16 protein-coding genes are annotated in these 19,569 nt (G+C 71.9%); 6 read left to right on the forward strand and 10 right to left on the reverse strand.

Going from position 1 to position 19,569, the window contains the following annotated elements; translation table 11 throughout:
- Positions 1 to 12: 12 nt before the first annotated feature.
- Both V4F39_RS12055 and V4F39_RS12060 read left to right on the forward strand, forming a co-directional pair.
- Entirely contained in the window at positions 13 to 3,183 is a 3,171-nt protein-coding gene (locus V4F39_RS12055; protein ID WP_332289675.1) for an efflux RND transporter permease subunit, read from the forward strand.
- A gap of 106 nt (positions 3,184 to 3,289) precedes the next feature.
- Positions 3,290 to 4,735, forward strand: coding sequence for an efflux transporter outer membrane subunit (locus V4F39_RS12060; RefSeq protein WP_332289676.1), 1,446 nt, complete (start codon positions 3,290 to 3,292; stop codon positions 4,733 to 4,735).
- A 25-nt stretch (positions 4,736 to 4,760) separates the two neighbouring features.
- On the opposite strand, the gene V4F39_RS12065 is transcribed toward V4F39_RS12060, so the two are convergent.
- Genes V4F39_RS12065 through V4F39_RS12085 form a run of 5 tightly spaced genes read right to left on the reverse strand, consistent with a single transcriptional unit; the run spans position 4,761 to position 8,775 of the window.
- Positions 4,761 to 4,964 carry a hypothetical protein gene (locus V4F39_RS12065; protein WP_332289677.1) on the reverse strand — a complete coding sequence of 68 codons (204 nt, stop codon included), beginning with the start codon at positions 4,962 to 4,964 and terminating at the stop codon, positions 4,761 to 4,763.
- Positions 4,965 to 4,972: 8 nt separating this feature from the next.
- Positions 4,973 to 6,199, reverse strand: coding sequence for an O-succinylhomoserine sulfhydrylase (locus tag V4F39_RS12070; protein WP_332289678.1), 1,227 nt, complete (start codon positions 6,197 to 6,199; stop codon positions 4,973 to 4,975).
- The gene (locus V4F39_RS12075; protein WP_332289679.1) at positions 6,196 to 7,449 is read right to left on the reverse strand and encodes an MFS transporter; all 1,254 of its coding nucleotides are present in this window, start codon (positions 7,447 to 7,449) and stop codon (positions 6,196 to 6,198) included. The genes V4F39_RS12070 and V4F39_RS12075 overlap by 4 nt, the downstream gene beginning before the upstream one ends.
- The gene (locus V4F39_RS12080) at positions 7,446 to 8,183 is read right to left on the reverse strand and encodes an iron-containing redox enzyme family protein (RefSeq protein ID WP_332289680.1); all 738 of its coding nucleotides are present in this window, start codon (positions 8,181 to 8,183) and stop codon (positions 7,446 to 7,448) included. The genes V4F39_RS12075 and V4F39_RS12080 overlap by 4 nt, the downstream gene beginning before the upstream one ends.
- Positions 8,176 to 8,775, reverse strand: a complete 600-nt coding sequence (locus tag V4F39_RS12085; RefSeq protein ID WP_332289681.1) for a GNAT family N-acetyltransferase — start codon at positions 8,773 to 8,775, stop codon at positions 8,176 to 8,178. The genes V4F39_RS12080 and V4F39_RS12085 overlap by 8 nt, the downstream gene beginning before the upstream one ends.
- Positions 8,776 to 8,947: 172 nt before the next feature.
- On the opposite strand from V4F39_RS12085, the gene V4F39_RS12090 reads away from it, so the two are divergent.
- From V4F39_RS12090 to V4F39_RS12100, 3 genes are read left to right on the forward strand one after another with little or no spacing between them, the layout of a single operon-like run.
- Complete coding sequence (locus V4F39_RS12090) at positions 8,948 to 9,925, forward strand: GlxA family transcriptional regulator (RefSeq protein WP_332289682.1); 978 nt, start codon at positions 8,948 to 8,950, stop codon at positions 9,923 to 9,925.
- Between the two features lie 56 nt (positions 9,926 to 9,981).
- Entirely contained in the window at positions 9,982 to 10,557 is a 576-nt protein-coding gene (locus V4F39_RS12095) for a DUF2242 domain-containing protein (RefSeq protein ID WP_332289684.1), read from the forward strand.
- 8 nt (positions 10,558 to 10,565) lie between these two features.
- Positions 10,566 to 12,089, forward strand: coding sequence for a M20 family peptidase (locus V4F39_RS12100; RefSeq protein ID WP_332289686.1), 1,524 nt, complete (start codon positions 10,566 to 10,568; stop codon positions 12,087 to 12,089).
- 10 nt (positions 12,090 to 12,099) lie between these two features.
- On the opposite strand, the gene V4F39_RS12105 is transcribed toward V4F39_RS12100, so the two are convergent.
- The 5 genes from V4F39_RS12105 to V4F39_RS12125 form a co-directional block, all read right to left on the reverse strand.
- The gene (locus V4F39_RS12105; protein ID WP_332289687.1) at positions 12,100 to 13,731 is read right to left on the reverse strand and encodes an alpha-D-glucose phosphate-specific phosphoglucomutase; all 1,632 of its coding nucleotides are present in this window, start codon (positions 13,729 to 13,731) and stop codon (positions 12,100 to 12,102) included.
- Between the two features lie 23 nt (positions 13,732 to 13,754).
- Positions 13,755 to 15,071, reverse strand: coding sequence for a hypothetical protein (locus V4F39_RS12110; protein ID WP_332289688.1), 1,317 nt, complete (start codon positions 15,069 to 15,071; stop codon positions 13,755 to 13,757).
- An 8-nt stretch (positions 15,072 to 15,079) separates the two neighbouring features.
- The gene (locus V4F39_RS12115; RefSeq protein ID WP_332290543.1) at positions 15,080 to 15,808 is read right to left on the reverse strand and encodes an outer membrane lipoprotein-sorting protein; all 729 of its coding nucleotides are present in this window, start codon (positions 15,806 to 15,808) and stop codon (positions 15,080 to 15,082) included.
- Between the two features lie 90 nt (positions 15,809 to 15,898).
- Positions 15,899 to 17,314, reverse strand: coding sequence for an ABC transporter permease (locus V4F39_RS12120; protein WP_332289689.1), 1,416 nt, complete (start codon positions 17,312 to 17,314; stop codon positions 15,899 to 15,901).
- Positions 17,311 to 18,063 carry an ABC transporter ATP-binding protein gene (locus V4F39_RS12125; RefSeq protein ID WP_332289691.1) on the reverse strand — a complete coding sequence of 251 codons (753 nt, stop codon included), beginning with the start codon at positions 18,061 to 18,063 and terminating at the stop codon, positions 17,311 to 17,313. Before V4F39_RS12125 ends, V4F39_RS12120 begins: the two co-directional genes overlap by 4 nt.
- Before the next feature lie 53 nt (positions 18,064 to 18,116).
- Here V4F39_RS12125 and V4F39_RS12130 point away from each other — a divergent pair, with 53 nt between their 5' ends.
- Positions 18,117 to 19,568, forward strand: a complete 1,452-nt coding sequence (locus tag V4F39_RS12130; RefSeq protein WP_378234968.1) for an MFS transporter — start codon at positions 18,117 to 18,119, stop codon at positions 19,566 to 19,568.
- The last annotated feature ends 1 nt before the right edge of the window (position 19,569 follow it).

A 19,569-nucleotide genomic window follows, 5' to 3' on the forward strand; every position in this document is an offset into this window, starting at 1 on the left:
GGAGGCCTCGCCATGGCCCGCTTTTTCATCGACCGCCCGATCTTCGCGTGGGTCATCGCGATCGTCATCATGCTGGCCGGCGCGATGTCGATCCGCACGCTGCCGCTGGAGCAGTACCCCGACATCGCGCCGCCGCGCATCTCGATCAACGCGACGTACACCGGCGCCTCGGCCAAGACGGTGGAGGATTCGGTCACCCAGGTGATCGAGCAGCAGCTCAAGGGGCTGGACAACCTCACCTACATGCAGTCGTCGAGCAGCTCCAACGGCACCTCGCGCACCACGCTGACCTTCAACGCCGGCACCGACGCCGACGTGGCCCAGATGCAGGTGCAGAACAAGCTGCAGCAGGCCATGTCGCGCCTGCCGCAGGCGGTGCAGAGCCAGGGCGTGACGGTGACCAAGGCGGGCAACGACTACCTGATCATCATCACCTTCATCTCGGCCGACGGCAGCATGTCGAACATCGACATCGGCGACTACATCACCAGCAACCTGCTGGACGTGGTGAGCCGGCTCGACGGCGTCGGCGAGGCGCGCACGCTGGGCACCGGCTACGCGATGCGGCTGTGGCTCGACCCGGCCAAGATGGAGAAGTACGCGCTGATGCCCTCGGACATCAGCACCGCCATCAACGCGCAGAACGCCCAGGTGTCGGCGGGCCAGCTCGGCGCGCTGCCGGCGGTCACCGGCCAGCAGCTCAACGCGAGCATCACCGCGCGCAGCAAGCTGCAGACGGTGGAGCAGTTCGAGAACGTGGTGCTCAAGTCGACGCCCGACGGCGCACTGGTGCGCATGAAGGACGTGGCGCGCGTCGAGATGGGCGCCGAGAACCTCTCGATCACCTCGCGGCTCAACGGCCAGCCGGGGGCCGGCCTCGGCATCATGCTGGCCAACGGCGCCAATGCGCTGAAGGTCGCCGAGGCGGTGCAGGCCAAGGTGGCCGAGATGCAGCCGTTCTTCCCGCCGGGCCTGACGCCGGTGGTGAGCTACGACACCACGCCCTTCGTCAGCGCCTCCATCGAGGAGGTGGTCAAGGCCTTGTTCGAGGCCATGATCCTCGTCGTGCTGGTCATGTACGTGTTCCTGCAGAACTTCCGCGCGACGCTGATCCCGGCGATCGCGGTGCCGGTGGTGCTGCTGGGCACCTTCGGCGTGCTGGCGGTCTTCGGCTACTCGATCAACACGCTGACGATGTTCGGGCTGGTGCTCGCCATCGGCCTGCTGGTGGACGACGCGATCGTCGTGGTCGAGAACGTCGAGCGGGTGATGCGCGAGGAACGCCTGCCGGCGCTGGAGGCCACGCGCAAGTCGATGGCCGAGATCACGCCGGCGCTGGTGGGCATCGCGCTGGTGCTGTCGGCGGTGTTCATCCCGATGGCCTTCTTCGGCGGCTCCACCGGTGTCATCTACCGGCAGTTCTCGATCACCATCGTCTCGTCGATGGTGCTGTCGGTGCTGGTCGCGCTGACGCTCACGCCCGCGCTGTGCGCGACGATCCTCAAGCCCCATCCGCACGGCGAGCACGGCGAAGGCGCGCCGCGCCGCGGCCTGCTGGGCCTGGTCGACCGCTTCTTCATGCGCTTCAACGCCGGCTTCGAGCGCAACGCCGACCGCTACCAGCGCACCGTCGGCGGCATCATCCGCCGCCCCCGGCGCACGCTGCTGGTCTACGTGCTGATCGGCGCTGGCATGGCGCTGCTCTTCCTGCGCCTGCCGACCTCCTTCCTGCCCGACGAGGACCAGGGCATCCTGATGGCGCAGGTCAAGCTGCCCCCGGGCGCCACCGCGGGGCGCGCGCAGGCGGTGCTGCAGCAGGTGGAGGCCTATTTCGCCAAGCAGGAGGACGTGATCACCTTCGGCTCCATCAGCGGCGCCGACGGCGACCAGGCCTCGGCCCGCGCGTTCATCCGGCTCAAGGACTGGAGCGAGCGCACCCGGCCCGAGCAGACCGCCTCGGCGATCGCCCGGCGCGCGACGCAGGAGCTGTCGGGCATCCGCGACGCGCAGATCTTCGTGATGATGCCGCCCGCGGTGCGCGGCCTGGGCTCGAACGCGGGCTTCAACTTCTTCCTGAAGGACGTGGGCGGCCTCGGCCACGACGCGCTGATGGCGGCGCGGCGGCAGTTCGTCGAGCTGGCCAGCCAGGAGCCCTCGCTGTCGCGCACCCGCACCAACGGCCTGGAGGACACGCCCGAGTTCCTGGTCGACATCGACGACCGCAAGGCCGGCGCGCTCGGCCTGTCGACCGCCAACATCAACAGCACGCTGACCAGCGCGATGGGCGGCACCTACATCAACGACTTCCTGAACAACGGCCGCGTGAAGCGGGTGTACATGCAGGGCGATGCGCCGTTCCGCATGCTGCCTGCCGACATCGACCGCTGGAGCGTGCGCAACAACGACGGCGACATGGTCCGCTTCTCCAACTTCTCGAGCAACCGCTGGGGCTTCGGTTCGCCGCAGCTGCAGCGCTACAACGGCAGCCCCGCCGACGAGATGGTGGGCGATGCCGCGCCGGGCGTCAGCTCGGGCACCGCGATGGACACCATCGAGCGGCTGATGCAGCAGATGCCGCCGGGGCTGGCGCACGAATGGACCGGCGCCTCGTACCAGGAGCGGCTGTCGGGCTCGCAGGCGCCGCTGCTCTACGCGATCTCGATCCTCTTCGTGTTCCTGTGCCTGGCGGCGCTGTACGAGAGCTGGTCGGTGCCCTTCTCGGTGATCCTGGTGGTGCCGCTGGGCATCCTGGGCGCGGTGCTGTTCACCACGCTGCGCGGGCTGTCGAACGACGTGTACTTCCAGGTCGGGCTGCTGACCACCGTGGGCCTGGCGAGCAAGAACGCGATCCTGATCGTGGAATTCGCCAAGCAGCTGCAGGAGCAGGGGCGCAGCGTCATCGATGCCACGATGGCCGCGGTGCGCCTGCGGCTGCGGCCGATCCTGATGACCTCGCTGGCCTTCGGCTTCGGCGTGCTGCCGCTGGCGATCGGCACCGGTGCCGGCGCGGGCGGACGGCACGCGATCGGCACCGCGGTGCTGGGCGGCATGATCATGGGCACCTCGCTCGGCCTCTTCTTCGTGCCCCTCTTCTTCGTGCTGATCCGCAGTTTCTTCTCGAAGAAGAAGGCGCCGGCCGGCCCGCCCACGCCGCCGGCCGCATTGGAAGGGAGCGCCGCATGAGACCCCCTGTGTCCATCCATACGCGGGCCGAGCACCGGGCCGCTCCCCAGCCGGCCCGCATCCCCCCGGGGGATCGACCGACGTACCCGGCGGGCGAGGGGCAGACATGAGGCACCTTGCGCTCGCCGCCATCGCCCTGGCCGCCGTGCTGGCGGCCGGCTGCGCCAACCTGGCGCCCGGCTACACACGCCCCGAGGCACCGGTGCCCGCAGCCTGGCCCGCCCTGCCCGCGGCGTCGCCGGCCGCCCCGGGCACCGCCGTCGTGCCGGGCGCCGCGGCGGCCGAGCTGGGCTGGCGCGACTTCTTCATCGACGACCGCCTGCGCCGGCTCATCGAGCTGACGCTCGTGCAGAACCGCGACCTGCGCGTGGCCGCGCTGAACATCGAGCGCGCCAGGGCGCAGTACCGCATCCAGGCGGCCGCGGAGCTGCCCGCCGTCAACGCCACCGGCAGCGCCACGCGGCAGCACCAGCCGGCCAGCGTCTCCAGCACCGGACAGGCACGGACCACCGGCCAGTACAGCGCGCAGCTCGCGCTGGCCAGCTACGAGATCGACGTCTTCGGCCGGGTGCGCAACCTGAGCGAGGCGGCGCTGCAGAGCTTCTTCGCCAGCGAATCGACCCGCCGCAGCACGCAGATCAGCCTCGTCGCCGACACGGCCGCGGCCTGGCTCACGCTGGCCGCCGACCAGCAGCGGCTCGCGCTCGCCCAGCAGACGCTCAAGGCGCGCGAGGACAGCTACGGACTGACGCGCCGCGCCTACGAGCTCGGCGGCCAATCGGGGCTGACGCTGATCCAGGCGCAGACCACGGTGGACACCGCGCGCGTCGACGTGGCGGCCTACACCGCCCAGGTGCAGCAAAGCCGCAACGCGCTGAACCTGCTGGCCGGCGCGCCGGTGCCGGCCGAGCTGCTGCCCGGCGGCCCCATCGCCCCGGTGGCCGCGCTGATCGAGGTGCCGCCCGACCTGCCCTCCACCGTGCTGCAGCAGCGGCCCGACGTGATCGCCGCCGAGCACCAGCTGCAGGGCAGCCATGCCAGCATCGGCGCGGCCCGGGCGGCCTTCTTCCCGCGCATCACGCTGACGGCCGCCGCCGGTGTCGCGAGCAACGGGCTGTCGGCGCTGTTCGACGGCGGCAACGGCGCGTGGAGCTTCGTCCCGAGCATCACGCTGCCGATCTTCAACGCCGGCAGCAACGAGGCCAATCTGCGCGTGGCCGAGGTGCAGCGCGACATCCAGCTCGCGACCTACGAGAAGACCCTGCAGACCGCGTTCCGCGAAGTGGCGGACGCGCTCGCGCAGCGCAGCACGCTGGGCGAGCGGCTGGCCGCGCAGCAGTCGCTGGCCGACGCCACGGGCAGGACCCTGGAGCTGTCGCAGGCGCGCTTTCGCAGCGGCGCCGACAGCTACCTGGAGGTGCTCGATGCGCAGCGCTCGCTCTACGCGGCGCAGCAGACGCTGATCACGCTGCGGCTGGCAGAGCAGACCAACCGGCTGACGCTCTACCGCGTGCTGGGCGGCGGCTGGAACGACCGCGCCCCGAACGGCTGAGCGACCGGGGCCCGCCCCGGCCGCGCTAGCCGCACCAGCCGCCCAGCAGGCGGCCGTCGACACGCTGCAGGGCCAGCGCGAGCGGATCCCCCTGCGCCGCCACCGCTGCCGCGAGCAGCACGCCGATCCACCACGGCCAGGCCCTTCGGCGCCCGCTGAGCGCCTGCGCGACGAACGGGGCGATGCAGGCGGCGACCAGCAGCAGCTGAAGAACCTGCGCGGCCGGCATCGCGGGCCTCACGCGGGCGTGCCCTGCGGCACGGGCAGGCCGGCCACCGGCGCGCTGGCCAGCGCGGCATCGAGGTCCGCCATCAGGTCGGCCGGGTCTTCGAGCCCGACCGAGATGCGCACCAGCTGGGCACCGATGCCCGCTTCCAGCCGATCCTGCACCGACAGCTTGCCGTGGGTGGTCGACGCCGGGTGGGTGACCATCGTGCGCGTCTCGCCGATGTTCGTCGCGATCGCGACCACCTTGAGCGCATCCATCATCCGCCAGGCATCGGCCTGGCAGCGGCCCACGTCGAAGCTGACGACGCCGCCATGCCCCGCCTGCTGCCGCAAGGCCAGTTCGTGCTGCGGGTGCGTGGGCAGGCCGGTGTAGTGCACCTGGCCGACCCGCGGGTGCGCCTGTAGCCACTGCGCCAGCTGGCCGGCGGCCCGGTGGATGGCGTCGACGCGCAATCGCAGGGTCTCAAGGCTCTTGAGCAACAGCCACGCGTTCATCGGGCTCAGGCTCGCGCCCATCGTGCGCAGGACGCCGCGCAGCTCATCCATCAGGGACTCGCGGCCCACGACGATGCCGGCCACGCAGCGGCCCTGGCCGTCGAGGTACTTGCCGGCGGAGTGCAGCACGAGGTCGGCCCCCAGGCCGAGCGGCAGCTGGTGGATCGGCGTCAGCATCGTGTTGTCGACGACCAGCAGCGCGCCGTGCGCATGCGCCAGCCGCGCAATGCGGGCGATGTCGCCCACCCGCTGCACCGGGTTGGACGGCGACTCGACGAACACGAGCGCCGTGCGCTCGTCGATCGCCGCCTGCCACTGCGGCAGGCTGGTCAGGTCCACCAGGCGCACGCCGACGCCGAACTTACCGAAGTAGCGGCGGAACGCGCCGAGCGTCGTGCCGAACACGTCGCGCGAGCAGACGACGTTGCGCCCCGCCTGCAGCCACGCATGCCCGATGGCCGCGATCGCCGCCATGCCCGACGCGAAGGCAACGCCGTCCTCGGCACCCTCCATCGCGGCGAGCCGCTGCTCGAAGGCGCGCACGGTCGGGTTGGTGAAGCGCGAGTACACGTTGCCCGGCGAGGCACCGCTGAAGCGGGCCGCCGCCTCCGCCGCGGAGGCGAAGACGTACGCGGACGTCAGCGCAATGGGCTCGCAATGCACGTCGGTCAGGTCCTGCTGCCGGCCCACGCGCACTGCGAGGGTCGAGGCCCCCGGCACCCGGCGGTCGGCGCCCCTCATTCGCCGACCGCCACGTTGCCAGCGGCCGGGGCCGGGCGTGCGCCGCGCGGGGCGGGGCTGCCGGCGCCCCGCAGGCCGACCCAGCTCAGCACGGCGGCGGCCACGGTGAGGGCTGACAGCGCGAGCACGACGGGCCGGTAGCTGCCGAACGCGTCGTAGGCCATGGCGCCGAACTGCACCGAGGCGAATGCGCCGAGCTGGTGGACGAGGAACAGCATGCCGAACACCTGGCCCTTGACCGCGGCGCCGAATCGCTCGAAGCAGTACATCGACGTGAGCACCACCGTACCGAGGTAGCTGGCGCCGAACACCGCCGCGAAGCCCAGCGACTCCATGCCCGCCACCCCGGTGCCGAGCAGCATCAGCATCGCCGCCGATCGCAGCAGGTAGAACAGCGCGAGCAGGCCGTGCTTGCCGAAGCGCATGGCCAGCCAGCCGGTGGCCAGGCCGCTGACGAGTTCCAGCACGCCGAGCAGGCTCAGGCTCAGGCCCATGCGCGCGCGCGAGATGCCGGCGTCCTGCCAGAAGGCGACGAGGTGCACGTCGATGAAGGCCATCGTCGCCCCGCAGCCGAAGAAGCCGAGCGCCAGCACGAAGAAGACGGGATCCTTGCGGACCTGGGCCCACACGCCCTGCCCCGGCTGGGGCGAAGGAGCCCGGCCGCCCAGGCCGGCGGCATCGGCCGACCGTGCGGCCAGCCAGGCGAGCAGCGCCACCGGCCCAGCGAAGAGCAGGCCGGTCACCAGGAAGGTGGTGGTCCACGCGAACTGCGGCTGCAGCACGATCCACAGCGGCGACAGCACGATGAAGCCGATGGCGGTGCCGTTGGTGACGACCGCGTAGGCGAGGCCCTTCCTGCGGCTGTCGAAGAGGCGATCCACCAGCACGCCCATCGGCACGTAGGTCATGGCCGCCAAGCCGAAGGCGGCGCCCACGCCGTAGGCGAGCACGAACACGGCCAGCGACGTGCTGCCCAGCGCCACGCACAGCAGCGCCGCACCGGCGGCCAGCGCGCCGAGGGCAACGGTGCGCAGTGGGCCCAGCCGGTCGCTCAGCCGGCCGACGACGGGCGACATCAGGCCCGTCGCCAGCATGAACAGCGCGCCGGCGAAGGCGAAGTCGGCGCGCCCCCGGCCGAAGTGGCCGGCGATCTCGACGAAGTAGACCTGGTAGACGCTCTTGATCGCCGTCGAGACGAACATCGCCGCGAAGCCGAGCGCCACGAGCCGGTAGACCACGCCCCGGTTCATGCGCCCCTCCGCACGGCGCCGCCCGGCCCGCCCGCGCCGCAGAACTCGCGGTGCATGTTGTCGTACATGGCGTAGAACAGCCGGCAGGTGTGGTCGACGGCGTCGAGCGCCTCGTACTGCATCGTGGCCGAGCTGCACAGCTCGCTGACCAGGTTCAGCCCCTGCTCGACATGGCCCACGTCCTCCTGCTGGTGCACCGAGAAGAAGAGCAGGTCGGCCTCGGACAGCCCATAGACCTTGCCCAGCAGTTCGTGCCGGGCCTCGCCGGCGTGGGTCTCGAGGTTCTGGCCTTCGCTGGCGATCATCACCGCGGCCGCGCCGATGTGGTAGCGGGCCGGATCCCGCACGGCGGCCAGGCGGTAGTCGATCAGGGCGCGTGTCGCCGGCAGCGGCGTCGCGGCGTCGCGCACCCCGTCGGGGATGCCGAGCGCGCGGATGAAGTTCTGCATCAGCACGACGTGGTTGTCGGTCTTCGACAGCCGGCCGGTCTCCTCCTCGTAGACGTTGATCAGCAGCGCCCGCTTGAACCGCGGCAGCGGGCAGTGGAAGAAGAGGTGCTCGACGTAGTCGAGGAAATGCTTCGTCAGCTGGTAGCCCTGCAGCGTCACCTGGCGCAGCAGGTCGATGCGGCCGCCGCTCGGGTCCAGCAGTTCCCGGAAGATCGGGTGCGACAGGGTGAGGTGCCGATGCAGTACCTGGCGCAGCTCCTCCTTGAAGGCCCTCTCTTCAAGCATGGAGGCACCCCTGGCGGCGCACCGGCGTCGCATCGCCGGCCATCAGCCGCGCGCGCAGCGACGCGACCTCCTGCACCATGAAGTGGCCGTTGTAGCGGACGCCGCCGACACGCGCGTAGTCGTCGAGGATGCCGTAGGTGCGAAAGCCCAGCCGCTTCCACAGGGCCTGTGCACGGCTGCCTTCGCGCACGTCGAGCACGAACTGCTCGACGCCCAGTCGCTCGGCGCGCCGCACCATCTCACGCAACCCCATTTGGAGGTAGCGCAGGCCGCGGAACTCCGGCCGGATCACGCCTTTGCTCAACTCCGCCCGGTGGCGGCAATTGGGCATCGCCGTCAACGCCATGACGCCGGACATCGCAGGCATGCCCCCGACCTGGCCGTACAGCGCATGCGCGTCGCCCGCTGCCACCCGCCGCTGCAGGCCTGCGATGAAGTCCTGCGCCTGCCCCGCGGTCATGCTGCTGGCATAACCCAAGGTGCCGCGGTCGCCCGCGGCGGCGCAGTCGACCAGCGCGACGACCGACGCGGACGTCGCCGCATCGAACTCGGTGACCCAGCGCAGCGTCACGTCAGGTTGGAGAGATGTCATATCCGGAGCACTGAAACGGCAGTTCTTGCATCAGTGACAGCCTAGCCAGCCCTACCTCGGCTGCCTAGCAACGAAACGTGCGGCAGGGACAAAAAATCGGACATCGCCTCCGACACCATGGTCAGCTGGGTTACAACCGGGCCACGACAAACATTTGCCGCCGGATCGACCCGTGACCAACCACGTCCATTTCCTGGTGCTGCCCCATCTGCACATACTGGACCTGGCGGGCCCGCTGCAGGTCATGGCGACGGTGCAGGAGCTCGGCATCGCGCCGCTGGCCGTGCAATGCATCGGGCCGCAGGAGGCCGTGCCGGCCTTCCAGCACCTGCTGCTGCGCCAGGTTCAACCTTTGCCGGCCCGCCTGGCCGGCGGCGACCTGTTGTTCGTGATCGGCAGCAAGCTCGACGAGCGCCTGATGGCCTCGCGGCCCTGGCGCGAGGCGGTCGATTGGCTGCGCGAGCTGAAGGTGCAGCCGCCGGGCGGCGTGCGGATCGCGGGCGTGTGCACCGGCGCCTTCGTGCTGGCCGATGCCGGGCTGCTGGACGGGCGGCTGTGCACCACGCACCACCGGTTCACCGACATGCTGCGCCGGCGCTGCCCGCAGGCCCATGTGGCCGACAACCGCCTGTGCGTGAACGATGGGCCCATCTGGACATCGGCAGGCGTGGCCTCCGGCATCGACCTGGCGCTGCGCATGGTGGCCGAGCGCCACGGGGAAGACGCGGCGATCCAGGTGGCGCGCGAGAACGTCGTGCCGTTGCGCCGCTTCGGCGGCGACCCGGCACTGAGTGCCCGCATGGACCACCGGTCGCACGGCAACGACCTCGTGCACCGGGTCCAGGACGCCATGGCGACCGGCCTCGCCGCCGGCGACTCCTGCGCCGCGCTGGCCGCCGCCTTCGGCCTCAGCGACCGGCACCTGGCGCGGCTATTCCGCGCGGAGACCGGCATCACGATGAAGCGCTACCAGACCGCGCTGCGCATGGACCTGGCGCGGCGGCTCGTGGTCGACACCGCCCTGCCGCTCGAGCGCATCGCCGAGCGCTGCGGCTTCGGCAGCGTCCAGGCCCTGCGCGCCCAGTGGGACCGCCACGAGACGTCGACCCCGTCCGCACTGCGGGCGCAGGCGGCCCGCACGCCGCGCTGAAGGCCGCCGTGCGCCGGCGCAACGTGGCGTTTACCACTTTGGACTAGCATTTCGGCATGCAGCCCTTCCCCATCGTCCTCGCCCTGGCGTCGTGCCTGGTGCTCGCCGGCTGCGCCGGCCTGCGCAAGCCGCACAACACCACCTACGAGACCTTCCAGTCCGACGACACCCATGCCCGCCAGTACGACGCCACCGATGCACAGGCCTGCGAGGCCGCGCGGCGTGCGCTGCTGAGCCAGGGCTACCTCGTCGGTACGGCGAGGACGGACTTCGTCAACGGCCGCAAGAACTTCCAGCCCGAGCGCGAGACGCACGTCGAGATCGACCTGCGCGTGGTCTGCGCGCGGGAGGGCGACCAGGGCGAGACGGCCGTGGTGTTCGTCAGCGCGCTGCAGGACCGCTACACGCTGAAGAAGAGCAGCAGCTCGGCCAGCCTGGGGGTGGGTGCCATCGGCTCGCTGTCGCTGCCGTTCTCGGCCAGCGACGATTCGATGGTCAAGGTCGCGAGCGAGACGATCGCCGACGGCAGCTTCTACGAGCGGTTCTTCGCGCTGATCGACCGCTACCTCGAGCGCGCCGGTCCGCCGCCGGTGGCGGCCTCGGCGCCGCCGGCCCTCGCGGCGCCGCGCTGAGCCCCGGCATGGCGACGCGGAGACGGCAGGGCCTGCGCAGGCTGCTGTGGGGCGCGCTGGCGGTGCTCGTGCTGCTGGCCGCGGCCGTGGCCGCGAACACGGTGCGCCAGGGCTCGCGGCAGATCGACGTGCCGGCCGTGGCGCCGGTGGCGGTGGACGCCGCCGCCACCGCACAGCGCCTGTCGGCGGCGGTGCGCTTCCCCACCGTGTCGCACGACGGCCGGCCCGACGCTTCCGCGGAGGCCTTCCGGCAACTGCACGCCTGGCTCGAACGCGCGTACCCGCAGGCCCATGCGGCGCTGCGGCGCGAGCAGGTCGGCGGCCTGAGCCTGCTCTACACCTGGGAGGGTGCAGACCGGTCGGCCCCGCCGATCATGCTGATGGCCCACCAGGACGTGGTGCCCGTGGCGCCAGGCACCGAGGGCGACTGGCAGGCCGGGCCCTTCGCCGGCACGGTGCACGACGGCTTCGTCTGGGGCCGCGGCGCCTGGGACGACAAGGGCAACCTGGTCGCGATGATGGAGGCGGTGGAACTGCTGGCGCGCGAGGGCTTCCGGCCGCGCCGCACCGTCTACCTCGCCTTCGGGCACGACGAGGAGACCGGCGGCGAGCGCGGCGCCAAGGCGATCGCGGCGCTGCTGGCCTCGCGCGGCGTGCGGCTGGAGTTCGTGCTCGACGAGGGCCTGCTGATCACCGAGGGCGTGCTCAAGGGGCTGGATGCGCCGCTGGCGCTGATCGGCGTCGCCGAGAAGGGTTACGTCAACCTCTCGCTCACCGCGCACGGCACGCCGGGCCACGCCTCGATGCCGCCGCGCGACACCGCCATCGGCACGCTGGCCCGCGCGCTGGCACGGCTCGAGGCCCGGCCGATGCCGGCGCAGATCGACGGCGTATCGGCCGAGATGTTCGCCGCGATCGCACCGGAGATGCAGCCCGGCCCGCGCGTGCTGTTGTCCAACCTGTGGCTCTTCGGCCCGCTGGTGCGCCGCCAGCTCGAGCAGGGCACGAGCACCAACGCGATGCTGCGCAGCACCGCGGCACTGACGATGGTGGCCGGCGGCAACAAGGTCAACGTGCTGCCGGGCCAGGCCCAGGCGCATGTCAACGTGCGGCTGCTGCCGGGCGACACGGCCGAGGCCGCTGCCGCCCATGCCCACCGGGCGATCGGCGATGCCGGCGTCGCGGTGGCGCAGGCGTCCGGCCCGCGCGCGGAGGCCTCGCCGGTGTCGCCGAGCGACTCGGCCTCCTACCGGCTGATCGCCCGCACGGTGCGCGAGCTGTTCCCCGGCACGGTGGTGGCGCCGGGGCTGATGATCGCCGCCACCGACTCCCGCCACATGCTGCCCATCGCGGACCAGGTCTACCGCTTCTCGCCGGTGCGCGCCCGCAGCGAAGACCTGCCGCGCTTCCACGGCACCAACGAGCGCATCTCGACGGCGAACCTCGCGGAACTGGTGGGCTTCTACCACCGGCTGCTGGTAGCGGATGCGGCCGCCACGATGCCCCAGGCCGGCCCCCCCGCGGCCCGCTGAGCCGCGCGGCTCAGGTCACCACGGTCGGCGCCTTGCGGCCCGTCAGCTCGGCGATGCGCGCCACGCGGCCGGCCGCCGCGATCAGCGGCGCCAGCGCGGCCTGCGTGTCCTCCGACTGCCGGGCCACGTCGGCCTCGTAGCGCTCCAGGTACACCCGCAGCGTGGCGCCTTCGGTACCCGTGCCGGACAGGCGGAACACCACCCGCGAGCCGTCGTCGAACAGGATGCGCACACCCTGCTTCGCGGACTTGGCGCCGTCGACGGGATCGACGTAGCCGAAGTCGTCGGCCTGCTTGACGCGACGGCCTTCGAGCACCTGGCCCGCCAGCGTCGGGAGCTGCGCGCGCAGGCCGCTCATCAGGGTGTCGGCGGCCGCGGTGTCGATGCCCTCGTAGTCGTGGCGCGAGTAGTAGTTGCGGCCGTACCGCGCCCAGTGCGAGCGCACCAGCTCCTCGACCGACTGGCCGGTGGCGGCGAGCACGTTGAGCCAGAAGAGCACGGCCCACAGGCCGTCCTTCTCGCGCACGTGGTCGGAGCCGGTGCCGTAGCTTTCCTCGCCGCACAGCGTGACCTTGCCGGCGTCGAGCAGGTTGCCGAAGAACTTCCAGCCGGTGGGCGTTTCGTAGCAGGGCACGCCCAGGGCGGCGGCGACGCGGTCGGCAGCCATCGAGGTCGGCATCGAGCGCGCGATGCCGGCGATGCCGCCCGCGTAGCGCGGTGCGACGCGTGCATGCGCGGCCAGCAGCGCGAGGCTGTCGGACGGCGCGACCGGGAAGCCCCGGCCGACGATCATGTTGCGGTCGGCGTCGCCGTCGGAGGCGGCGCCGAAGTCGGGCGCGTCGGCGGCGGCCATGTGGGCGATCAGGTCCTCGGCGTTGACCGGATTGGGATCGGGATGCAGGCCGCCGAAATCCTCCTTCGGCTCGGCGTTCACCACGGTGCCGGCCGGCGCACCGAGTTCACCTTCGATCAGCGCCTTGGCGTAGGGGCCCCCGACCGCCCACATCGCGTCGTAGCGCATGCGGAAGCCGCCAGCGAAGAGCTTGCGGATCGCGTCGAAATCGAAGCACCGCGCCATCAGCGCGGCGTAGTCGGCCACCGGGTCGATGACCTCGACCACCATCTGCTCGATGCGCTGCTCGCCGAGCGTGTCGAGGTCGACGGGCCCGGCATCGCTGATGCGGTACGCGGTGATCGCCTGCGTGCGCGCGTGGATGCCGTCGGTCACCCTCTCGGGCGCCGGCCCGCCGTTGCCGACGTTGTACTTGATGCCGAAGTCGCCGTCGGGCCCGCCGGGGTTGTGGCTCGCCGACAGCACGATGCCGCCGTACGCGCCGCGCGCGCGGATCACGCAGCTCGCGGCCGGTGTCGACAGGATGCCTCCGCGGCCGAGCAGCACCCGCCCGAAGCCGTGCGCCGCCGCCATGCGCAGGATGGTCTGCACCGCCGCGCGGTTGTGGAAGCGGCCGTCGCCGCCGAGCACCAGCGTCTGGCCCTGCGAGCCTTCCAGCCCGTCGAACAGCGCCTGGACGAAGTTCTCGAGGTAGCCGGGCTGCTGGAACACCGTGACCTTCTTGCGCAGGCCGGAGGTCCCGGGCTTCTGGCCTTCGAAGGGCCGGGTGGCGTGGGTGACGAGGGTCATGGTGTGCACAGGCTCCTGGAGGTTCAGTAGTAGAAGGCCGCGAGCAGTTGCACCGTCCGGCGCTCGGGGACGGCGCCGAAACGCGTCCAGGCCGGGCCGGTCTGCTGCTGCCAACGCAGCGCGAGGTCCCACGCGTCGAAGCGCTGGCGGGCCTCGAGCCAGTATTGCCGGCCGCCGGCATCCGTGTCGGCCTGGACGAAGCCGGAGAGGTCCAGCCGGTGGCGGACCACGTTGCGCCAGATCGCATGCACGAACACGGCCTCGCGGCTGGGCTGCTCCTGCTGCGCCCACGACCACAGCAGCGCATGGCCCAGTGCCGAGGGCGAGGCGGCGCCGAGCGCACGCCATTGGCCGCGGCTCGGTGCCGCCTCGTTGTAGTAGGCCTCGACGGTGACCGAGAGGTCGATCGGGAAGGTGTGCGTCAGCCCGAGCGCGGCCCGCGAACGGAACCGCCGGCCGCCATCGGTGGCGAGCGCACGGTCGAGCAGCGGCTCCAGGCGGCCGCCGGCCCATTCGGCATGCACGGTGGTCGCCTGCCCGACCAGCGCGCTGAAGTCGATGCCGGCCTGCACCGACTGGCCTTCGCCGCCGAACAGCAGGCCCTGGACCTGCGAGCGCTCGCCAAGCTGGTGGCTGGCGGTGAGCAGCCAGCGGTCGCTGCCGTTGGTGCGCGCCAGCGAATCGTCGTCGAGCGAGCGGCCGGCGAGGTCGCTGGTCGGCAGGCTGCCGTCCGGACGCCTGCCCGCGAGGCGCGGCGACAGGGCCAGGCTCGCCGAGCCGCCGGTCCACAGCACCTGGCCGCGCAGCATCACGCTGCCGAAGCGGTTCTTGCGCAGGCTTTCCGGCTCCGCCGAGACCAGGCTGCGCACCGATTGCGTCTTGAAGAAGTCGGTCGGGTTCCAGCCGTAGGCCGAGCCGTTGCGCAGGTTGACGCGGCCCAGCTCGAGCAGCGCCTGGGGCTGCGGCTGCCAGCGGACGTAGGCCTCCTTCAGCGTGGAGGCCGTGCTGCGGCGGTCGGCCAGCGGGTCGGAGACGTCGGCCCGCCAGGCGAGCACGCCGCGCCAGTCGCGGGCCAGCGACTGGTCGAGGCTGAAGTCGAGCGCCAGCAGGCTGTGGGGCGAGCGGCCGTCGTCGCGGCGGGTGGTGTCGAGGGCGGACGCCTCGATCTGCAGCGCCCACGGCTTGGCCGCCACGGGCGCCGCGGCGGGCGACGCGGGCGCTGGCGCCTCGTCGGCCAGGTCGAGGGCGGCGTCGATGCCATCGTTGGCGGCCTGCAGCGCGGCGGCGGGCAGGGCCAGCAGGCAGGCGGCGGCGAGGCGGCGCAGGGCGTGGAGCGGCATGGGCAGTGTCATTCGGGTCGGAAGCGGGGAAGGTAGTCGCGCTGCATCCAGGCGTCGGGCACGTCCCGCCAGGCGTAGTCGCTGTAGCGCATGACGGTGACCCAGCCGGTGTCGATGCCGTCGATGATGACGATCTCGGTGGGGCGCTCGGCCCCCAGCTCCTGCTGGAAGCGGCGGTAGTAGGCCGTCTTCAGCAGGCGGTCGCCGTCGGCGAAGAAGCGGGCCTTGACCGGCCGGGCGTCGGCCACGTCGAGCCACATCTCGATGCGGCGGTAGGTCACGTCGGGCGCCGCGGCGTCGAGCAGCAGCTTGTGGCAGCGGCGCTGCTTGCGCTCGCCGTCGGCGGTGTCCTCCTCGCCGACGAGCTGCGCCTTGTAGTCGCGCGCCAGGTTGACGGTGGCCACGTCGCCGTTGGCGGCCTGGCCGAGCAGGCGCTGCTCGGGCGAGATGCGGATGCCGGCCCGGTTGGCCGGGTCGTAGAACCACAGCTCGTTGCCGTTCTTCAGCATCAGCTTGCCCTGGTCGCGCGCCGGCGCCAGGAAGCGGATCAGCGTGCCGTACAGGCCGCTGGCCTTGTCGGGCTTGGAGTAGATCGCCAGCGTGCTGCTGTCCACGCGCTTGCCGCCGCGGTACTCGGTCAGCGTGCTGGTCAGCGAGAACGAGTTGACCGGGTTGCGGATCGCGTCGCTCGTGCGCAGCAGCTCCTGGGGATCGGGCGCGGCATGGGCCAGGCGCATCGCCGGGCCGAGCAGCAGCGCCGTGCCCGCCAGGCGCAGGGAGGTTCTCAGGAATCGGGCTCGGTTCGGGTTCATGGCAGGTCTTTCGGCTCAGGCATGGCGGAGGGCATCGACGATGTGCATGCGCGCGGCGCGCCGTGCGGGCAGCCACGCGGACACCGCGGCCACCAGCACCAGCCCCGCGAAGGCGCCGGCGATCTGCGCCCACTCGCCCCACACGCGCACGGTCAGCGGCACGGCGTCGACCCGCGCCGGCGGCATCCAGGTGAGCCCGCTGCGGTTGATGACCCAGCCCACGGCCAGCGCCACCAGCACGCCCAGCGCCGCGCCCGCCAGGCCCAGCAGCAGCCCCTCGCACAGGAACAGGCCCTGGATGCCCGCGCGGCGGGTGCCGATCGCACGCAGCGTGCCGATCTCGATCGTGCGCTCGACGATGGACATGCTCATCGTGTTGCTGACGATGAACAGCACGATGACGCCGATCAGCACGAAGACGAAACCGAAGATCGCGCCGAACATGCGGTTGGTCTGCTCGTAGAACGGGTTCAGCGTCGCGAAGTCAAGGATCTCGAGCTGGCGGCCGCCCGGCGAGGCGTCCAGCAGCTCGCGCAGCCTCGCCTGCGCGGCGGGCATCTGCGAGGTGTGCTTCAGCTGGACCAGGATCGCGGTGACCTGGGGCCGTTCGCTGCCGTAGACCAGGCGCTGCGCACGCGGCAGGTGCATCGCCACATGCACGTCGTCCAGCTCCTTGACGCCCTGCAACTCGGCGCTGGCGACGTTGAAGCTGCCGACGTTGGGCGCGCCGTGCGTGCTGGCCGCCAGGATCTCGATCTGCGTGCCGCCCGCCGCCGCCTGGGGCGCTGCGGCGGCCTCGAGCTGCGTCAGCGCCGCGATGTCGTCGGGCGTCTCGCCGCCGGGCGCGGAAGCCGCCGCGGCGGGCGCGGCCTCGCCGTCGTCGCAGTCCGGCACCTTGAGCGCCTCGCACAGGTGCAGCACCCGCGCCACGCCCTGGCCGACGACGATGGCGTTCTCGGGCGTGCCGGCCAGCGCCACCGGCTTGGGTTGGACGGGGAAGCCGTAGTCGTTCCACAGCCGCATGCGCGACTGCTCCTGCGCCTGCATGCCGTGGACCATCACTGTGCGCGAGATGCCCGCGGGGAAGTTGCCGGCGATGCCGCCGAGCTGCAGCGTCGGCGTGACGACGACGAGCATCGGCGCCAGCTGCGGATCCTGCCGCACGCGCGCGATCAGGGCGTCGTAGTCCGGGATGCCGTAGGCCGAGGAGTTGCCGCTGCCGCGCAGGAAATAGCCCTGGCGCTGGATCTGCAGGTGGCCGCTGCGCTGGACGAAGTCGGTCTGCAGTCCGTAGGTGATGTCCTTGCTGTAGCCGCCGAACAGCAGGATGGCGCACACGCCGACGATCAGCGCCAGCAGGGTGGTGATCGAGCGCCGGCGGTTGCGCAGCAGGTTGCGCAGCGCGAGGCGGAAATCGAGCGTCGGGCTCATTCGTCGTCGTCCTCCCCGGTGCCGGAGACCATGCCCGGATCGCTGTCGGCCGCGGGCGGCACGCCGGCGATGCGGCCGTCGTGGATGTGGATGACGCGGTCCGCGGCGGCCAGCACGCGGTGGTCGTGCGACGAGAAGATGAACGACACCTGCCGCTCGCGCTGCATGCGCCGCATCAGCTCGATGATCGCGTCGCCGGTGCGGCTGTCGAGGTTGGCCGTGGGCTCGTCGGCCAGCACCAGGCGCGGCCGCGGCGCCAGCGCGCGGGCGATGGCCACGCGCTGGCGCTGGCCGCCCGACATCTCCCCCGGGCGGTTCTTCGCCTTGTCGGCCAGGCCGACGGCATCGAGCAGGTCCATCACCCGCCGGCGGCGCTTGCCGGGCGGCACGTTGCGCAGCCGCAGCGGGTACTCGACGTTCTCGTAGGCGCTGAGCACGGGGATCAGGTTGAAGGTCTGGAAGATGTGGCCGATGTAGCGCGCGCGGAAATCCGACAGCGCGTCGTCATCGAGCGTGCCCACGTCGGTGGCGCCGACGCGGATGCGCCCCTTGTCCGGCCGGTCGATGCAGCCGATCAGGTTCAGCAGGCTCGTCTTGCCGCTGCCCGACGGGCCGCTCAGCACCGTGAAGGTATCGGCCTCGATGCGCATGGTGACGTCGCGCAGCCCGGCCACGGGCACGCTGCCCAGGTAATAGGTCTTGTCGAGGCCGTCGACGGCGACGACGGTACGCCCGCGGTTGGAACTCATCTGCGCATCCTTGCATGACCACCACACCCTTGCGGTACGGCATCGCCGCTACGATGCGCCCCCGCAAGCACTTTACACCCCGTGTTCTTATCCAATGCCCGCCCATGACCGATGACGGCCTGCCCGCGCCGGCGCGCCAACACGCCATGTCCGCGATCGTCCTCGGCCTCGTGCTGGCCGTGCTGGACGGCACCATCGTCAACCTCGCGCTGCCCAGCATCGCCCGCGACCTGAACGCGAGCGCCGCGCAGTCGGTCTGGGTCGTCAACGGCTACCAGCTCGCCACGCTGGCGCTGCTGCTGCCGCTGGCCACGCTGGGCGACCGCATCGGCTACCGCCGCGTCTACTTCGGCGGGCTGGCGCTGTTCATGGCGGCCTCGCTGGCCTGCCTGCTCGCCACCACGCTGCCGGCGCTGGCCGCGGCGCGCGCCGTGCAGGGCATGGGCGCCGCCGGCATCATGAGCGTGAACACCGCGCTGGTGCGACTGATCTACCCCCGCGCGATGCTCGGCCGCGGCGTGGCCATCAACTCGCTCACCGTCGCGGCCGCCTCGGTGGCCGGGCCCACGGTGGCCGCGGCGATCCTCTCCGTCGCGCCCTGGCCCTGGCTCTTCGTGCTCAACCTGCCGCTGGGGGCCCTGGTGCTGGCGCTGGGCTACCGCGCGCTGCCGCACAACCCGGCGCGCCCGCCCGGCGCCCCGCCCCTCGCGCCGCTGTCGCCGGCCGACGTGCTGCTCAACGTGGCGATGTTCAGCCTCGTCTTCCTGGGAGCGGACCTGCTCGGCGTGCGGCACGGCGACGCGCCGGGCCCCTGGGCCGCCGGCGCGCTGCTGCTGGCGGCCGGCATCGCGGTCGGTGCGTTCTACGTGCGCCGGCAGTGGGCGCAGCCGATGCCGCTGCTGCCGATCGACCTGATGCGCATCCCGCTGTTCCGGCTGTCCATCGGCACCTCGGTCACGGCCTTCGCCGCGCAGATGCTGGCGTTCATCTCGCTGCCCTTCCTGCTGCTCGAGACCTACGGCCGCTCGCACCTGCAGGCCGGCTTGCTGATCACCGCGTGGCCGCTGGCCATCGTGGTGGTCGCGCCCATCGCAGGCCGGCTGATCGGCCGCTTCCACAACGGCCTGCTCGGCGGCCTGGGCCTGGCGCTGATGGCCGCCGGCCTGGTGCTGCTCGCGCTGCTGCCCGACGACCCGGGCAACGCCGACATCGTGTGGCGGATGCTGCTGTGCGGCGCCGGCTTCGCGCTGTTCCAGTCGCCGAACAACCACACCATCGTGACCTCGGCGCCGCCGCAGCGCTCCGGCGCGGCCAGCGGCATGCTGGGCACCGCACGGCTCACCGGGCAGACGCTCGGCGCCGTGCTGCTGGCGGTGATCTTCAGCCTGTTCAGCGCGCACGACGGCCGGGGCCCCGTGGCGGCGCTGGTGCTGGCGGCCGTGTTCGCGGCGGTGGCCAGCGCGCTCAGCCTGCTGCGCGTGCAGCACATGGCAGGCCCCCACTAGT

Source organism: Aquincola agrisoli, from assembly GCF_036621135.1.
Lineage (GTDB): Bacteria > Pseudomonadota > Gammaproteobacteria > Burkholderiales > Burkholderiaceae_C > Aquincola > Aquincola agrisoli.

What these genes read in the sequence shown, in the direction of transcription:
- V4F39_RS12055 (WP_332289675.1), top strand. Translation starts at nt 13, where the DNA reads ATGGCCCGCTTTTTCATCGACCGCCCGATCTTCGCGTGGGTCATCGCG.
- V4F39_RS12060 (WP_332289676.1), top strand. Translation starts at nt 3,290, where the DNA reads ATGAGGCACCTTGCGCTCGCCGCCATCGCCCTGGCCGCCGTGCTGGCG.
- V4F39_RS12065 (WP_332289677.1), bottom strand. Translation starts at nt 4,964, where the DNA reads ATGCCGGCCGCGCAGGTTCTTCAGCTGCTGCTGGTCGCCGCCTGCATC.
- V4F39_RS12070 (WP_332289678.1), bottom strand. Translation starts at nt 6,199, where the DNA reads ATGAGGGGCGCCGACCGCCGGGTGCCGGGGGCCTCGACCCTCGCAGTG.
- V4F39_RS12075 (WP_332289679.1), bottom strand. Translation starts at nt 7,449, where the DNA reads ATGAACCGGGGCGTGGTCTACCGGCTCGTGGCGCTCGGCTTCGCGGCG.
- V4F39_RS12080 (WP_332289680.1), bottom strand. Translation starts at nt 8,183, where the DNA reads ATGCTTGAAGAGAGGGCCTTCAAGGAGGAGCTGCGCCAGGTACTGCAT.
- V4F39_RS12085 (WP_332289681.1), bottom strand. Translation starts at nt 8,775, where the DNA reads ATGACATCTCTCCAACCTGACGTGACGCTGCGCTGGGTCACCGAGTTC.
- V4F39_RS12095 (WP_332289684.1), top strand. Translation starts at nt 9,982, where the DNA reads ATGCAGCCCTTCCCCATCGTCCTCGCCCTGGCGTCGTGCCTGGTGCTC.
- V4F39_RS12100 (WP_332289686.1), top strand. Translation starts at nt 10,566, where the DNA reads ATGGCGACGCGGAGACGGCAGGGCCTGCGCAGGCTGCTGTGGGGCGCG.
- V4F39_RS12105 (WP_332289687.1), bottom strand. Translation starts at nt 13,731, where the DNA reads ATGACCCTCGTCACCCACGCCACCCGGCCCTTCGAAGGCCAGAAGCCC.
- V4F39_RS12110 (WP_332289688.1), bottom strand. Translation starts at nt 15,071, where the DNA reads ATGCCGCTCCACGCCCTGCGCCGCCTCGCCGCCGCCTGCCTGCTGGCC.
- V4F39_RS12115 (WP_332290543.1), bottom strand. Translation starts at nt 15,808, where the DNA reads ATGCGCCTGGCCCATGCCGCGCCCGATCCCCAGGAGCTGCTGCGCACG.
- V4F39_RS12120 (WP_332289689.1), bottom strand. Translation starts at nt 17,314, where the DNA reads ATGAGCCCGACGCTCGATTTCCGCCTCGCGCTGCGCAACCTGCTGCGC.
- V4F39_RS12125 (WP_332289691.1), bottom strand. Translation starts at nt 18,063, where the DNA reads ATGAGTTCCAACCGCGGGCGTACCGTCGTCGCCGTCGACGGCCTCGAC.
- V4F39_RS12130 (WP_378234968.1), top strand. Translation starts at nt 18,117, where the DNA reads ATGCGCCCCCGCAAGCACTTTACACCCCGTGTTCTTATCCAATGCCCG.